Origin of the sequence: Enterobacter sp. BIGb0383 (assembly GCF_003751845.1) — a bacterium.
Lineage (GTDB): Bacteria > Pseudomonadota > Gammaproteobacteria > Enterobacterales > Enterobacteriaceae > BIGb0383.
In genome coordinates this window covers 384,174-396,915 of record NZ_RJKQ01000003.1, presented here as the reverse complement: position 1 = coordinate 396,915, position 12,742 = coordinate 384,174, and the positions used below count along the sequence as shown (strand labels likewise).

The 12,742-nt window shown below is 55.8% G+C and carries 11 protein-coding genes; 7 read left to right on the top strand and 4 right to left on the bottom strand.

What is annotated here, in order from left to right:
• Positions 1 to 18 precede the first annotated feature (18 nt).
• The 3 genes from EDF81_RS17480 to EDF81_RS17470 all read right to left on the bottom strand — a co-directional run bounded on the left by EDF81_RS17480 (position 19) and on the right by EDF81_RS17470 (position 3,752).
• Positions 19 to 2,514 (bottom strand): fimbria/pilus outer membrane usher protein, encoded by a 2,496-nt coding sequence (locus EDF81_RS17480; RefSeq protein WP_123349550.1) that lies wholly within the window; start codon positions 2,512 to 2,514, stop codon positions 19 to 21.
• A gap of 92 nt (positions 2,515 to 2,606) precedes the next feature.
• Positions 2,607 to 3,143 carry a fimbrial protein gene (locus EDF81_RS17475; protein ID WP_123349425.1) on the bottom strand — a complete coding sequence of 179 codons (537 nt, stop codon included), beginning with the start codon at positions 3,141 to 3,143 and terminating at the stop codon, positions 2,607 to 2,609.
• A 123-nt stretch (positions 3,144 to 3,266) separates the two neighbouring features.
• Complete coding sequence (locus EDF81_RS17470; RefSeq protein ID WP_123349424.1) at positions 3,267 to 3,752, bottom strand: response regulator transcription factor; 486 nt, start codon at positions 3,750 to 3,752, stop codon at positions 3,267 to 3,269.
• Positions 3,753 to 4,353: 601 nt separating this feature from the next.
• Here EDF81_RS17470 and EDF81_RS17465 point away from each other — a divergent pair.
• Together EDF81_RS17465 and EDF81_RS17460 are read left to right on the top strand one after the other, a co-directional pair.
• Positions 4,354 to 5,145: a helix-turn-helix domain-containing protein gene (locus EDF81_RS17465; RefSeq protein WP_123349423.1), complete on the top strand. Its 792-nt coding sequence runs from the start codon at positions 4,354 to 4,356 to the stop codon at positions 5,143 to 5,145.
• Complete coding sequence (locus EDF81_RS17460) at positions 5,129 to 5,623, top strand: hypothetical protein (RefSeq protein ID WP_123349422.1); 495 nt, start codon at positions 5,129 to 5,131, stop codon at positions 5,621 to 5,623. The genes EDF81_RS17465 and EDF81_RS17460 overlap by 17 nt, the downstream gene beginning before the upstream one ends.
• Positions 5,624 to 5,626: 3 nt before the next feature.
• On the opposite strand, the gene EDF81_RS17455 is transcribed toward EDF81_RS17460, so the two are convergent.
• On the bottom strand, positions 5,627 to 6,067 hold the full coding sequence (locus tag EDF81_RS17455) for a DUF6097 family protein (protein ID WP_123349421.1): 441 nt from the start codon (positions 6,065 to 6,067) through the stop codon (positions 5,627 to 5,629).
• 183 nt (positions 6,068 to 6,250) lie between these two features.
• Between EDF81_RS17455 and EDF81_RS17450 the strand changes: the two genes are divergently transcribed.
• The 5 genes from EDF81_RS17450 (at position 6,251) to EDF81_RS17430 (ending at position 12,742) form a co-directional block, all read left to right on the top strand.
• The gene (locus EDF81_RS17450; RefSeq protein WP_123349420.1) at positions 6,251 to 7,177 is read left to right on the top strand and encodes an aminoimidazole riboside kinase; all 927 of its coding nucleotides are present in this window, start codon (positions 6,251 to 6,253) and stop codon (positions 7,175 to 7,177) included.
• A gap of 170 nt (positions 7,178 to 7,347) precedes the next feature.
• Positions 7,348 to 8,862 (top strand): carbohydrate porin, encoded by a 1,515-nt coding sequence (locus EDF81_RS17445; RefSeq protein WP_123349419.1) that lies wholly within the window; start codon positions 7,348 to 7,350, stop codon positions 8,860 to 8,862.
• Positions 8,863 to 8,928: 66 nt separating this feature from the next.
• Complete coding sequence (locus EDF81_RS17440; protein ID WP_123349418.1) at positions 8,929 to 10,299, top strand: sucrose-specific PTS transporter subunit IIBC; 1,371 nt, start codon at positions 8,929 to 8,931, stop codon at positions 10,297 to 10,299.
• Positions 10,299 to 11,708: a sucrose-6-phosphate hydrolase gene (locus tag EDF81_RS17435; RefSeq protein WP_123349417.1), complete on the top strand. Its 1,410-nt coding sequence runs from the start codon at positions 10,299 to 10,301 to the stop codon at positions 11,706 to 11,708. Before EDF81_RS17440 ends, EDF81_RS17435 begins: the two co-directional genes overlap by 1 nt.
• A 29-nt stretch (positions 11,709 to 11,737) precedes the next feature.
• Positions 11,738 to 12,742 carry a substrate-binding domain-containing protein gene (locus tag EDF81_RS17430; RefSeq protein WP_123349416.1) on the top strand — a complete coding sequence of 335 codons (1,005 nt, stop codon included), beginning with the start codon at positions 11,738 to 11,740 and terminating at the stop codon, positions 12,740 to 12,742.

Genomic DNA, 12,742 nt, shown 5'->3' with positions numbered 1-12,742 from the left:
TTTCCTCTTACTCTTTCGTTACCGCGCTGACTGGCACGGCAGTAATAATTGTTGGTCGGGTTTAATCACGGCCGGAATATCACTGCGGCACTGAACTTTCCCGTCCCAGTTAATATTAAGGGTTTCACCCGGATTCACGCCGCTGAGCCAGGCAAGGCCGTCATCGCCGACCATACCTAATTCCCGCCCTTTGGCGTTGAGCACGGCGGCACCAAAAGGCGGGTGGCCGTTGTCCGCCATACGCAGCACGGCAAATAACCGCGCCCCTTTCAGCACGTCAAATTTGCGGTAGCCGATGGCACCTTCCGTGAGCGCCGATTCCACCACGGACTGCCGGGCTTCCATGTCCTCCGGCAGCTTGTTGATATCCACGGATACCCTGTTGCGGTAGTAGCTGCTGACATCCGTTACCACGCCGGTTCCCCACAGGTTAGTGAACACTCGCCCACCGTCCACGGGCACACCGCCGATGCCGTCCGTAGAAACCAGCATCCGCGTCCCGCCGTTCATCCCACCCGCGTGCAGAGCGGCACCTTTCGCCGTCAGCGTCGCACCACCGGAGGCGCTTAGCCCCAGCGTGCTGTAGCTGTTCTGCACCGTGGCAAAGGAGGCCGACATATCGGCCAGCGAGCTGTGGCGGCTGTAATAACCGTTCAGCTGTCCACCCCGGCTATCGCTATCGCCGTGGTTTAATCCGGCATTAATGTTGTAACTGTCCATCCCCTCATTCAGGGTGCTGCTATAACCCACCGTCTGCGTAAAACGGCTGTCGTTCATACTGCCGTTATAACTGAGCATGCCATTGCCCAGCGGCACGGAAATACGCAGGTACCCGGCGTCGTTATCGCGGCCGAGATATTTTGTTCGCGATGCCGTCAGCCCGACGGAGAGATTTTTCAGTCCCAGCGCGTCGAAATACTGGTTAAAAGAGACCGTGTAATAATTCGACGCGCCCAGATCCCAGAATGTCTGATGGCTGTACTGAAGATTCACCGACATGCGCTGTTCGGCGAAATATTTATTCAGCGAAACCGTATAGAGCTCTTTATCGCGTCCGGCAATACCTTCCCGATAGCGGGCATCGAGATAGCCCTGCATCGTCATATAATTGCGCTCGGAGAAGCGATAACCCGCAAAGGTGATATCCGTATTGGCCTCATCAAAGCGCTTCGAATAACTCAAACGCCAGGATTTCCCCGTTTGTGTCCCTCTGTCATCCAGACGCGCAACGGACTGGGTAACGTCCGTCGACAGCGCGCCCCACTCATACAGATCCCGACCAATCCCCAGGGCCAGGGCGTTATAGGCATCGGAAAAGACGCCGCCGCCGTAGACCGACCAGTTATTGTCGACGCCCCATGACAGTTCACCGCCGGTAAACACCGGGCCTTCAGTCTCGTGCCCGATATAGCGGGAACGCCCGCCAACCAGCTTGTAGCGTACCTGGCCCGGACGCGTCAGATAAGGCACATAAGCCGTATCGACGTTAAAGGTCTTTCTCTGGCCGTTGCTCTCAATCACCTCCACGTCCAGTCGGCCACGAACGGCGCTATCCAGATCCTGGATGCTGAACGGCCCGGCAGGCACGGTAGAGTCGTACAGCACGCGGCCCTGCTGGGTCACGATCACCCGGGCGTTGGTTTCCGCCAGCCCGGTAATTTGCGGCGCGTAACCGCGCAGCCGGGGCGGCAGCATCCTGTCGTCACTCTCCAGGCTGGCCCCCGTATAGGACCAGGAGCTGAAAATATCCGAGTTAATATAGTTTTCACCCAGCGTCAGCTTTGACTGTAGCTGTGGGATCGCGCGGTACAGATAAAAGCGCGTCCAGGCAGACTGTCGCTGCGTACCGGATGCACTGCCGCCCGTCCGGTTAATGCTCCCCTGATAATCCCCTCTGAATCGCCAGGCATCGACATTAGCGCCCAGGGTGCCGTTATAGCTCAGCGACTGCGTCTGCCCACCCTCATTCGGACGCGTCAGATTGCCGTTCAGGTTGTAATCCACCAGCAGGCCAGGAATACCGTTTTCCCAGCGGGAAGGCGGTAGCCAGGAAGCATCGGAATACTCCAGCAGCGCCCTCGGCAGATTGATATTCAGCACGCCAGCGGCAAGATCCGCCTGAACCGTCGTACCGGATAACGGCGCCAGATCGACACAGGCCTGGTTATTCCACCCTGTCACCTTGCTTTGTGCCGCCTCGGTTAAGCCAATCTGCGCCACCATCTCCGGGGTCAGACAGACTTTTGATGTCGACTGGCCTTCGCCATCCGGCACATCAATAAAAGAGACCGCCGTTTCGCCCGCCGAGACGTTCTGACCATTGACCACCATCTGGAGCTGGTACTCTCCCGGCATGATGTATCCGGCCTGCGAAAAACGGGAAAAATCGATATTTTCACGATCGCTGGAATCAATCACATCGGTATTAAACTCAACAGCCTGTGCGTTTTTAAAAAGACACAGACAGAGCGCGGCCATAGTCATTTTAATGATGGCAAATAGATTATTTTTCATTGCAATACCGGTCATCGTTAAAATAACTAAAAACCATCCCTGGTTCGCTCCTTCCCTGGAAGCAGGGCATCCTGCCCTGCTCCTCTCCGGATTTACTGGTAGCTCAGGTTAAAGTTCGCGACCGCAGTAAAATCGCCCGCAGCAACGGTTTTGCCGGTGGCCTGCTTCACCCAGGTCTGGAACTGCAGCGTGTTCTGACCGGCACCCAGCGGGATAAAGTTGGTGGCGGTACCAAAGCTCAGGTCCGCACCGTTGTTGATGATCACCGCGGTATTGGTCGGGCCGGAGGTCGCCAACTCGGTCGCTACCGGCACCATTGCACCGTCGTCATCCGGTGCAGACAGGGTATTACCGGTAAAGGTGACCTGGACGCCTTTGGCGACATTTTTGATATCGCAGTTAACGAGTTTGATATCCAGGGTCTTCTGCTTAGAGATACCGCCTGCGGCCAGCGTCGCTTTTGAGATCTGACCAAAGTCGATGGACTGATCCGCAGAGTCAGACTCAATCCCGCACGGGGAATCGACGACGGTGCCTTTAAAGTTCACAACGCCTTCGCCCTGCGCTGCGCCTGCGCCAAAAGTTGCCAGCAATACGGAAAGCGCGCTCAGTTTTACTAATTTACTCATCTGTAAATTCCTTGTTTTAGGTTTCATTTAAAAAAGCCATAGGTATACAGAGTCGAGATGACCCCAATTAAAACACCTGCTTTATTTCACTTCAGTTCACGCCCATTTAACTGGCGAGTTCGTTCATCGCTGCAAAAATAGATTTTGCAAACAGATTCGATTATCACACCCTAACTTCAGCATTAAGTTTCTGCGGTGGGTATAAAATGTTTTGTAATTAATGCCTAATTTATCTGCCATCTCCTGATGCGTCGCCCCAACCGACATTAACGCCAGGATCTCTTTTTCACGCTGGGTTAAATTTCTTTTGGTGTGATAGGCACCGGAATCACGCTTAAGCAAAAAAAAATCGAGGATATCCTGCACGCTACTTTTTTTGTCTAAGACGTGGGGCATACCAAATTTTTCAGCCTTATAAAAGGCAATATCATTTGAAACAAAGGCGACTACCTCTTTATCTTCTGGAACGGGAAGAAGATCTTCATCTGCATATTGGCAGTCGAGATCGAAAACGATGAAAAAGTCGTTAAGAAACTCCCGGCTTAACAAGCCACAGAGACCGTAAACGAAAAATGCATCATCTGAAAAAACAGAGTTCGATACAGTCATATTTTTAGCACATCAATTCCATTCGTTTAAAAAAACCAACGCTCGCCCGGGCGTTCTCTTTTTCGCTCAGGCACTACCAGCGTTCAATGCTGGATAAATTATGCAACACCAGCATCTTCCGCCCAACAAAAACCAAACCAAAGACATTAAAAACCACTAATTAATTAAAAAGCAGTCATAAAAACCAAACCAATCGCAACAAGTCAAAATTTAACCCCGGAAAACTTCACAAAGCTAAAACTTAATCCCACACACTTAATAGGATTTTTTTATAACCATCGCGAGCATTGATAGGCGCACCCTTTATCCAGGATTTTTCCTGGGTATCTTTCTTTCATTACGAGAGCTGAAGATTAATCGGCCAGTCCTTACCCCTCCACGGCGGCGATCACCAGGAATGAGGGCCATTGTAGATTTTTCTTAGAAAGTGGCTATTTGTATCGCAAAAAATCACAGATAAGGAACATAATTCTGATTTACAAGAAAATACCAGTCCAATACAGACCAACACACCAGACGCGGAATCCAGTGAAATCATATTTTTCTTTAGAAAAGAAAGGCGTTATGCTTTTTAAGATGATTCTTCCCCCGGGAGTATGGGATGTTCTACACCATTAATAACACCATAAACTTCAGGGATACTGACGGTTTAATCTGGCTGGATCATGATGAAGCCTCCAGCATCGCATTAACCACGACGACGAGCCGCCTGCTGGCTTTTTTACTGGAGAGGCAGGGTGACGTTGTCAGCAGGGATGAAATACTCAGCCATGTCTGGGATGCCCACGGTTTACGCTCCTCAAATAACAGTTTGAATAAATATATTTCCGATCTCAGAAACATTTTTCGCAACCTGGGGCTTAACGAAGAGATAATCGTTACGGTGCCGAGAATAGGATTTATGCTCTCCGCCGATCTGCCGGTTGAAAAACATGTGTTAGGTGAACGGCAGCAGGATGTGCCGGTCCTGGTTATCGAAAATGATCCGAAGAAAAAACGGGGTGCCACCGCCCTTTTCATTACCGCCGGGCTGCTGGTTCTTGTGCTATTTCTGATAGTTAAAGACAGCGTCTTTATCAGTAAAAATAGCGACGAACCGCTTAGCCAAAAAACCTGGTCGGTGGGCGAAGTGAATGGCTGCCGGGTTTTTTCTTTTACGCCCGCAACGCCGGAAACCATCCCCATCAAGCTGGCGATAGTCAAAGATATGCTTGATGCAGAGAAAATGACCTGCCGTCCTGATGGCGATGTCTATTTCCAGGCAGCGGAACCGGTGAACTATGGTTCCAGCGGCCGGGTGTTTTTATCCATCTGCAGAAATACCGATCCGGCCAGAAAGTCGTTCTCTTCCTGCTCCAGTATTTACGAGACAGCTTATGAAATTAAAAAATAAAAAAATCATAATTTCACTGCTCGTGGCGCTGATTATTGTCATACTCGCCACCCTGTGGATCCTGACCCTGCAGGAAAAAACGCAGCGTCTTTTCGGCTCCGACTGTTCGGCTACCCTTTCCATGCGTGATAAATCAGCCCGCTTCGCGGCGAACCTGAATATTTACCTGAATATGCGGGAAGATCGCACCGGCTACTTAGATATGACGGGAACGGTGAACAGCGGGGGAGTCGATGAGAGGGCCGCACGATCCTATAGCTTCGATTATGCACTTCAGAGCGGTAATACCCTGCATTTGACGAATATCGTGCTGGACAAAAGGGCCGCCGATACGGCGAATGACGGCCTGATGGATAAACTGATCTTTAGTATCGATTCTCGCACCGGGCGCTACGTTAAGATCGCGGCATTCAATAATGCCTGGGCCATCGGTAATCTCTACTCGCCGCTGTTCGTCTGCGTGATCAATGCATCTTAATGCTCAAAGACCGCCGGTTTGCGTCATAAACTGCTTAATCACGTTCTTCACTTTTCTCCCCATGCAGAAATCGATCCAGCGGTAGTAAAAGGTAATCACCAGGAACAGTACGCCATAGACCGCTAATCCCTGCATATTGCCGGCAAGCCACTGAGCAATATCAAGGGTAACCTGCCTCGCATTGAAGCCTCCAGCCTCGAAGGCAAAGTAACGATCCAGCCCAATAATGGCGCCATAGCCCAGCACGGGCAGCGACACAATCGCGGTCAGGATACTCGCGATTCGCTTACGGCCGCGGAGTGCCGTAAAGTCAGTGCGTCCAAGGTAGCGTTCAAGCTCCTGAACCTGCGGGACCAGTTCATCCTTAGAAGTAACCGGGATACACTTCGCCTCAATATGCTGATGTAACTTTTTTAACTGCCGTGTGTTGCTGAAAATGCCCATGACTCCCTTCCCTTCTCCATCGTGTTTATTGTTGTTATTGCACATTTATTAAAACGCCAGAGTCTACAAAAATGAAGCCCCCAAAATTGATACGGGTTCTTCTGCAACGCCTTCTTATTTTTCTCGTTGATTTGCTAAACCGGTTTAGTCATATTTATGCCATACACATTATGGGAGAATGACATGTCAGCTCGAGTATGGTGTCTGGGTGATGCCGTCGTAGACCTCTTGCCCGACGGAGACGGAAAGCTACTGCAGTGCCCCGGCGGTGCGCCGGCAAACGTCGCGGTGGGGATTGCGCGCCTGGCGGGCAGCAGCGGCTTTATTGGCCGGGTCGGCGGAGATCCTTTCGGCCACTTTATGCGCCGGACGCTGGCCGCAGAGCAGGTGGACACAACGTATCTGTCGGTCGATTCAGACCAGCGAACCTCAACCGTCGTGGTGGCGCTGGACGATGAGGGCGAGCGCTCCTTTACCTTTATGGTCCGCCCGAGCGCCGACCAGTTTGTGGAGATCGGCGATCTGCCCGCTTTCCAGGCCGGAGAGTGGCTGCACTGCTGCTCGATAGCCCTGGCCTGCGAGCCTTCGCGCTCCACGACCCTGGAAGCCATGCGCCAGGTAAAGGCCGCCGGGGGTTTTGTCAGCTTTGATCCTAATATCCGGGCCGACCTGTGGCCGGATGCGCGGGCGCTACGTCAGTGCCTGGCCGATGCGCTGGCTCTGGCGGACGTGGTGAAACTGTCCGGGGAAGAGCTGGCGTTTATCAGCGGCTCTGTGGAGATCGAAGGCAGGATGCCGCAGCTGGCGGCGCGATTCGGGCTGCAGCTACTGCTGGTCACGCAGGGCAAAGCGGGCGTTTTCGCCTGCTATCAGGGCGAAGTGACGCACTATCCAACGCTGCCGGTTACCAGTATCGATACGACCGGCGCAGGAGATGCCTTTGTCGCCGGTCTGCTGTGGGGTCTGGCGCAGTACGGTCTGCCGCAAAATACGGCCCAGCTGGCGGCCCGCCTGGCCGCCGCCCAGGCCTGTGGGGCGCTGGCCACCACGGCAAAAGGGGCGATGACAGCTCTGCCCCACCTTCCTCAGCTTCAACTGGCCCTTTCCTGAGGTCGGGCCGCCTCTCCGGCGGCCCGTTTTGCGACTCGTCTCACAATCACTAAACCGGTTTAGCTATTTTGATTGCGCCCTGAATTTAAGCGTGATTATGATTCAGCACCTAAACCGGTTTAGCAAACTATTTTCTGACGATAGCCCCTCTTCCTCAGGGATACACAACAATGAAAAAAAGCACGATCGCCATTACTCTCAGCATGCTGTTAGGTTCCGGTTCCGCATGGGCTAACAGCGATATCAACAGTATTGAAGCGCGCCTGGCCGCGATGGAGCAGCGCCTCCAGGCGGCAGAACAGCGAGCCAACGCCGCTGAAAGCCGGGCTAATGCCGCCGAGAAACAGGCGCAGCAGATGGCTCAAACTCAGCAGCAGAGCCAGGTCGCCGCGACGCAGGTGGAGCAGCGCACCGCGAAGCTGGAGCAGAAATCGACCACGGAAAGTGGCTTTGAGTTCCACGGCTACGCCCGCTCCGGCCTGCTGATGAACAACTCCGCGACCAAAACTCAGGGCGGCCCGACCGTCACGCCAGCCGGGGAAACCGGCGGCCACGTGGGGCGTCTGGGTAACGAGCCCGATACCTATGTCGAGCTGAACCTCGAACATAAACAGACCCTGAGCAACGGCGCGACGACCCGCTTTAAAGTGATGCTGGCCGACGGTCAGCGGACCTATAACGACTGGACCGCCGCCAGCAGCGATCTCAACCTGCGCCAGGCCTTTACCGAGCTGGGCCAGCTTCCGACCTTTACCGGAGCCTTTAAGGACGCCACCGTCTGGGCGGGTAAACGCTTCGACCGGGATAACTTCGATATTCACTGGATCGACTCGGACGTGGTGTTCCTCGCCGGGACCGGCGCAGGTATCTACGATATGAAATGGGGCGACGACGCCCGCAGCAATATCTCCCTGTACGGACGCACCTTCGGCGATATCGAGAACAACGAAAATACCGCCCAGAACTATATCCTGTCCCTTAATAACTACGTCGGTCCGCTGCAGCTGATGGTCAGCGGAATGCGCGCCAAAGATAACGACGACCGTCTGGATCTGGACGGCAATAAGGTGAAGAGCGACGCGGCAGAGACGGGCGTACACGCGCTGGTCGGCCTGCATAACGACAGCTTCTACGGCCTGCGTGAAGGCTCGGCAAAAACCGCCCTGCTCTACGGTCACGGCCTGGGGGCGGAGGTGAAATCCATCGGCTCCGATGGTGCCCTGCTGTCCGAAGCCGATACCTGGCGTCTGGCGACCTACGGCATTACGCCGCTCGGCGGCGGCTGGCACATTGCCCCGGCCGTGATGGCCCAGAGCAGCAAAGATCGCTATGTCAAAGGCGACAGCTACGAGTGGGCGACGGTCAATATGCGCTTTATTCAGGAAATCACGCAGAACTTTGAGATGCAGTACGAAGGGACATATCAATATATGGACCTGCGACCAGAGGGCTACAATAGCCGCAACGCAGTTAGCGGTAACTTCTACAAGCTCACGGTGGCACCGACCCTGAAAGCCAGCGACGTGGGCGAGTTCCTGAAACGTCCTGAAATCCGCCTGTTCGCCAGCTGGATGGACTGGGATAAGCGCCTTGATAACTATGCCAGCAGCGACGCATTCGGCAGCACCGGCTTCCAGTCCGGCGGCGAATGGAACTTTGGCGTACAGATGGAAACCTGGTTCTGATAACAGGCCCCTTCGGGGGCCGTTTCGCCGGTTCTGAATCACAAAAACGACAAGACAGAGGTTTTTATGGATTTTGCACAAATTTCCCGGTCGTTACTGCCGCTGCTGGGAGGCAAAGAGAACATTGCCAGCGCCGCCCACTGCGCCACCCGCCTGCGCCTGGTGCTGGTTGAGGACGCCAAAGCCGACACCGCCGCCATCGAGAAAATCGAGGGCGTAAAGGGCTGCTTCCGCAACGCCGGCCAACTGCAGATTATCTTTGGCACCGGGCTGGTCAACAAAGTCTACGCCGCCTTTATCGAAGCGGCGGGCATCAGCGAGGCGAGCAAGTCAGAGGCGGCGGATATTGCCGCCCGCAAGCTGAACCCGTTCCAGCGTATCGCCCGCCTGCTGTCGAATATTTTCGTGCCGATTATTCCGGCTATCGTCGCCTCCGGTCTGCTGATGGGCCTGCTGGGGATGGTCAAAACCTACGGCTGGGTGAACCCGGATAACGCCCTCTATATCATGCTCGACATGTTCAGCTCGGCGGCCTTTATTATCCTGCCGATCCTGATTGGCTTTACCGCCGCCCGCGAGTTTGGCGGCAACCCCTATCTTGGCGCCACCCTTGGCGGCATCCTGACCCATCCTGCGCTGACCAACGCCTGGGGCGTGGCGTCGGGCTTCCACACCATGAACTTCTTCGGCCTTGAAGTCGCCATGATCGGCTATCAGGGCACGGTGTTCCCGGTGCTGCTGGCGGTGTGGTTTATGAGCCTGCTGGAAAAACGGCTGCGTAAAATTATCCCCGACGCGCTGGATCTGATCCTCACCCCGTTCCTGACGGTGATTATCTCCGGCTTTATCGCCATGCTGATCATTGGCCCGGCGGGCCGTGCGCTGGGCGACGGCATCTCCTTTGTGCTGAGCACCCTGATTGCCCACGCTGGCTGGCTGGCGGGACTGCTGTTTGGCGGGCTCTATTCGGCCATCGTGATCACCGGCGTCCACCACAGTTTCCACGCTATCGAAGCCGGACTGCTGGGTAACCCGTCAATTGGCGTGAACTTCCTGCTGCCGATCTGGGCGATGGCGAACGTAGCCCAGGGCGGTGCCTGTCTGGCGGTGTGGTTTAAAACCAAAGATGTGAAGATCAAAGCGATCGCGCTGCCGTCGGCCTTCTCTGCCCTGCTCGGTATTACCGAGGCGGCCATTTTCGGTATCAACCTGCGCTTTATGAAACCCTTTATTGCCGCGCTGATCGGCGGTGCAGTGGGCGGCGCCTGGGTGGTCTCGGTCCATGTCTATATGACGGCGGTCGGGCTGACGGGCATCCCGGGTATGGCGATTGTGCAGGCCAGTTCCCTGCTCAACTATGCTATCGGAATGGTTATCGCCTTTAGCGTGGCCTTTATCGTCTCTTACCTGCTGAAATACAAAACGGACGCTGAATAATGGACGCTCAATCCCTGCTTCCCGCCATTTTACAGGCGGTACTTAAAGGCCAGCCGAAGGCGCTACGGGACGGCTACTACCCGAGCTGGCACCTGGCGCCGCCCACCGGGCTGCTGAACGATCCCAACGGCTTTATCCATTTTGCCGGGCGTTACCATCTGTTTTATCAGTGGAATGCTCTCGGCTGCCAGCATCTGCATAAGTGCTGGGGCCACTGGAGCTCGGCGGACTTAGTCCAGTGGCAGCATGAGCCTATTGCCCTGATGCCGGACCAGGAGTATGACCGCACCGGCTGCTACTCCGGCAGCGCCGTGGATAACGATGGCGTGCTGACCCTGTGCTATACGGGGAATGTGAAATTTGACGATGGCTCCCGCACGGCCTGGCAATGCCTGGCGGTGCAGAACGCCGACGGCGGCTTTGATAAGCTCGGTCCGGTCATTCCGCTGCCGGAAGGCTATACCGGCCACGTCCGCGATCCGAAAGTGTGGAAGCATGAGGAGAGCTGGTACATGGTGCTGGGCGCGCAGGACGCAGAGTTACGTGGCAAGGTTCTGCTGCTGCGGTCTGACGATCTGCAAACCTGGCGCAACCTCGACGAAATCGCCGGAAGCGGCCTCGGCGGGCTGGGGGACGCGGGCTATATGTGGGAGTGCCCGGATATGTTCACCCTCGGCGGTAAAAGCTGGCTGATCTGCTGCCCGCAGGGCATCGCCCGCGAAGAGAAGCGTTTTCTGAATACCCATTGTGCTGCGTATCTGGGTGGTGAGCTTGACTATCAGCAGGCGCGTTTTACCCACGGTGACTTTACCGAACTCGATGCCGGGTTTGAGTTTTATGCCCCGCAAACCACCGAAGACGCCAGCGGACGACGTCTAATGGTTGGCTGGATGGGCGTGCCGGGTGGAGAAGAGATGCGCCAGCCGACGGTCGCCGCAGGCTGGATCCATCAAATGACCTGCCTGCGCGAGCTGAGCGTGCGCGACGGCAGGCTGTATCAAAATCCGGTTGCGGAACTTCAGGCTCTGCGCGGTGAGAAACAGCATTACCAGGGCAGCGTCAGCCAGGCTCCGGCACTCGATGCGCAGCGACTGGAACTGCTCGTCGAACGCCAGGGTGAGATCACCCTCGACTTTGCGAATACCCTGGTTCTGCGCTGGCAGGCGGACGAGCTGCGCCTGGCCCGTCGCAGCCTGGAAACCGGCGAGTGGCAATATCGCTACTGGACCGGCGCGGCCAGTAAGCTGCATATCCTCTGTGACCACTCCAGCGTGGAGATTTTTATCAACGACGGTGAAGGGGTGATGAGCAGCCGCTACTTCCCGAACCATCCGGCCCGCCTCACCTTTAGCGGCGCGGGAGAAGTGCAGGCCAGCTACTGGTCGTTACGCCCCTGCATGGTAGAATAGGTGCTTGTTTCATTAACCGATGCGAAGTCGTGAGAAAAACAAAACGCGTTACCATCAGTGATATCGCCGCGCTGGCAGGGGTGTCCAAAGCCACCGCCAGCCTGGTGCTTAACGGCCGTGGCAAGGAGCTACGCGTGGCGCGGGAGACGCGCGAGCGCGTGCTCAACCTCGCCCGGGAACACCACTATCAGCCGAGTATTCACGCCCGTCTGCTGCGTGAAAACCGCAGCCATACGCTGGGCCTGGTGGTGCCGGAAATCACCAACTACGGTTTCGCCGTTTTTTCTCACGCGCTGGAAAATCTCTGCCGCGAAGCGGGGCTGCAGCTGCTGGTCTCCTGCACCGATGAAAACGCCGGGCAGGAAACGGTGGTGGTCAATAACCTGGTCGCCCGCCAGGTCGATGGCCTGATCGTTGCCTCCAGCATGCTCAGCGACAGCGACTATGTGAAGCTGAGTGAGCAGCTTCCGGTGGTGCTGTTTGACCGCCATATGAGCGATACCCAACTGCCGCTGGTGATCACCGACTCCATTACCCCAACGGCGGATTTAGTCGAACGCCTGGCGCGGGCCAACCCGGATGAGATCTACTTCCTCGGCGGCCAGTCGCGCCTGTCGCCCACCCGAGATCGTCTCGAAGGCTTTATGCAGGGTCTTGCGCGGGCGGGCGTCACGCCCCGCCCGGAGTGGATCATTCATGGTAACTACCACCCCGGCAGCGGGTACGAGATGTTTGCCGCGCTCTGCGCGAAGCTGGGTCGGCCGCCAAAAGCGCTGTTTACCGCCGCCTGCGGCCTGCTGGAAGGGGTACTGCGCTATATGAGCCAGCACCATTTGCTGGAGAGCGAGATCCAGATCGCCAGCTTCGACGATCACTATCTGTACGACTCCCTGTCGATGAAGATCGATACGGTCGAGCAGAACGTGCCGCGCCTTGCCCAGGACTGCTTTGAGATTATCACCCGGATGATAGGCGGCCAGGAGCCCATCGAGCCACAGCGCGTATTGCCAGCCACACTGCGTCTGCGATCCTGA